This is a genomic window from Corallococcus sicarius (assembly GCF_003611735.1).
Taxonomy (GTDB): Bacteria; Myxococcota; Myxococcia; order Myxococcales; family Myxococcaceae; genus Corallococcus; species Corallococcus sicarius.
Window position 1 is genome coordinate 1 of sequence record NZ_RAWG01000672.1, and the last position, 789, is coordinate 789.

1 protein-coding gene is annotated in these 789 nt (G+C 76.4%); it reads left to right on the plus strand.

Annotated elements, in window-relative coordinates:
- Positions 1–789 (plus strand): DNA-3-methyladenine glycosylase family protein (locus tag D7X12_RS41630; RefSeq protein WP_279637304.1); only part of this gene is annotated, 789 nt, incomplete at both ends.

Below are 789 nucleotides of genomic sequence, written 5' to 3' on the forward strand. Positions count from 1 at the left end.
TGCCCGTGGTGACGCTCTTCATCCCCTACCGGCCCCCCTTCGACTGGGTGTCCCTCAACGCCCACCTGGAGGCCCGCGCCCTCACCGGCCTGGAGCACGTGGAGCCCGGGCGCTACCTGCGCACCGTCTCCAACGCCCTCGGCCGTGGCGCCGTGGAGGTCGCTCCCGCGAAGGGGCTCGACGGCCTGCGGGCCACCCTGCGCGTCAGTGACGTGCGGATGCTGCCCACCGTCATCGCGCAGCTCCGGCGCGTCTTCGACGTGGACGCGGACGTGGAGGCCATCCACGCGCACCTGTCGCGGGACGCCCTGCTCGCGCCCCTCATTGCCGCCCGTCCGGGCCTGCGCGTCCCGGGCGGGTGGGACGGCTTCGAGCTGGCCATCCGCGCCATCCTGGGCCAGCAGGTGACGGTCGCCGCCGCACGGGGCCTGGGGCAGCGGCTCGTCACGCTCCACGGCGAGCCCCTGGACCCGGCGCTCACCGGGGACGCCCGCCTCCACCGAGCCTTCCCCCGGCCGCAGGTCCTCGCCACGGCGGACCTCTCCGGACTGGGCATGCCGGCCTCCCGGCTCCGCACCCTCGCGAGCCTCGCCGCCGCGGCCGTCGCCGACCCCACCCTCTTCCAGCCCGGCCCCTCGCTGGCCGACACCGTCGCCCGCTTCACGCGGCTGCCCGGCATTGGCGAGTGGACCGCCCAGTACATCGCCCTCCGCGCCCTCCGGGAAACGGACGCCTTCCCCGCCTCCGACGTCGCCCTGCTCCGCGCCGCGACGGAGGCCGACAGCCCCC